Origin of the sequence: Holdemania filiformis DSM 12042 (assembly GCF_000157995.1) — a bacterium.
GTDB lineage: Bacteria > Bacillota_I > Bacilli_A > Erysipelotrichales > Erysipelotrichaceae > Holdemania > Holdemania filiformis.
This window is the reverse complement of sequence record NZ_GG657552.1, coordinates 94,052-96,353: the sequence shown is the minus strand read 5'-3', so window position 1 is coordinate 96,353 and position 2,302 is coordinate 94,052. Positions and strand designations below refer to the sequence as shown.

Here is a 2,302-nt window from a genome sequence, read left to right as displayed (position 1 = left end):
CAACGTCATGATCTCATCCGACTTCTGGGGATCGAGATTGCCGGTCGGTTCGTCCGCGATCAGGATCTTCGGTTTGTTCGCAATCGCGCGGGCGATCGCCACCCGCTGCTGCTGCCCGCCGGAGAGTTCCTGGGGGAATGAATTACCCTTATCGTCCAGACCGACTAAATTCATGACCTCGCGCACCCGCTTGCGGATTTTCTCCTTCGGCACGTTGATAACCTCCAGCGCAAACGCGATGTTCTCAAATACCGTTTTCCGCTCCAACAAGCGGAAGTCCTGGAACACGACGCCGATATTGCGGCGGTACAGCGGCACTTTGGAATGCTTCAGCTTTCCGACGTTAATACCGGTGACTTCAACCTTGCCTTTGGTCGGGATCTCCTCGCCGTCCAGCAGCTTGATCAACGTCGATTTGCCTGAGCCGGTCGGTCCGATGATATACACGAATTCGCCCTGATCAATCTTAAGATTGACGTCGTACAGAGCGTTGACTCCGTTCTTATATGTTTTTGATACATGTTTTAAATCCAGCATCTTTTCACATCCAATCGCTAGTATTATAACATAGAATCAATTTCGGACATGATGAAAATATTGGGTTATTTCTTACAATCTTTGCCGTGCATTCAACCGCTGAATTCCCACTTTTATGTGTTTTGGGTTATTTCAACGAACAGAATATATCACATCGGGCAACTCGATTTTCAACACAGACCGTTTCTTTCATGTCCATAACAGGCAAGTCCGCGGTCTGAAAGCATTTAAAAAGGTGAACGGCACGGGTTCTCCCGATCGTCATTCACCTTGCTTTATTCTCAGATCCAGCGCAGCTGGGAACGGTTTTTCCTTTTAAGCGCAAGAAATACCTTAAGCGCAAGAAACGCCGAAACTAAACCGCTATCCATCAATAGCCGAATGCCGTTTCCGGCTTCACGCGGCACGGTGCGCCGCGCTTATCACAAGTATTGCTTAACGCGCCGGAACCCCAGCCGGCCCCGAAGGCCAGATCACCGTTCCAGCTGTTGGCATAGCTTTCAATCGACATCGTGCCGAGCTTGAACACTTCGATATGCGTGTGCGGCGCGCTCGCGTTGCCGGACTGGCCGACCGTGCCGATCTGATCGCCGGCACTCACCACCGAACCGGTCGCAATCGGAGAACCGGGACTCATATGCAAATACTTGACCGCGTAGGTCGTACCGTTGATGTTGGTTAACAGATACACCTGATTCCCGCCGCCCCGGCTTCCGCCGCTGCCGCCGCAGGTATTGCCGAGATGTCCATTATTCGCGCAGCCGTCGGCGCTGTTGAGGATGACGCCGTTGCCGGCCGCGGCGATCGGCGTACCGATCCCGGCCATGATATCCATCCCCAGATGGACGCCGCCGCTGCTGTAATACCACGTGCCGTTATTCAGATAGCCGCCGTTAGGTTTGGTAAAGCCGGTTGAGCTGTCGATCCCGCTGAAGTCGATCGACGACAGAAGGCTCTTAAACGCGGACAAATTCGCTGTGATCTGATTGCCCAGCGCTTCCAGATCCGCCGCCTGCTTTTCCGCCGCCTCCTGCGCGATCTTCGCGACAACCCGCAGCTGCGTGACCTCCGCTTTCTTCGCTTCAACTTCCGTCTTGCTTGTTTCAAGTCCCGCTTTTTCCTCGGCCAGCTGCGTTTTATCCGCTTCCAGCGCATCCATCAGCGCTTTTAATTCCTCCAGCGACTTCTTGTCATAATTCATAATATCGTTAACGCCCTGAATCCGGCGCAGCAGTGAAGCAAAATCCTCCGCCCCCATTAAGAAATCCAGAAACTGGTTGGTGTGCATCGTCTGCTGGGAACGAACTAATCGCTGTTCCACCTTTTCCCGCAGCGCCGCGATCTCGTCTTCCTTCTGCTGGATCTGAATTTCCAGCTGGGCGATCAATGCTTCCTTTTCACTGATCTGCGCTTCCAGCTCGCTGATCTGCGCCGTCAGCTGGGCGATCTGCGCGTCGTAGCCGCGGATTTCCTGACCGATCTTCGCCAGATCCTTCTCAATTTCCTGGCGTTTGACCTTGATGTCGCTGAGCTGCTGCGCCAGTTCACTGTTGCGCCGGGAAGCATATTCCTTACATTCGTTTTTCTGTTCTTCGGATAAATTGGAACCGGAGCACATCGTCAGGTAATAGACGTCTTCGTCATCATCTGCCATGACAGGCAACACCATGCCCGTTAACAACAGGACACTTAATAGAATCAGTCCCACTTTTTTCATCGTTTCCACCTCAGATACTTCGTCACCGACATGAAGCTGCCGATCAAC

Annotated in this window: 2 protein-coding genes; both read right to left on the bottom strand. The window is 53.0% G+C overall.

Translation table 11 applies throughout. The features are described from left to right. Positions 1-537, bottom strand: a 537-nt coding sequence (locus tag HOLDEFILI_RS01305) for a cell division ATP-binding protein FtsE (RefSeq protein ID WP_006057521.1), incomplete at its 3' end; no start/stop codon positions are given. 370 nt (positions 538-907) lie between these two features. Next, positions 908-2,302: murein hydrolase activator EnvC family protein (locus HOLDEFILI_RS18150; RefSeq protein WP_006057519.1), on the bottom strand; the 1,395-nt coding region annotated here is incomplete at its 5' end.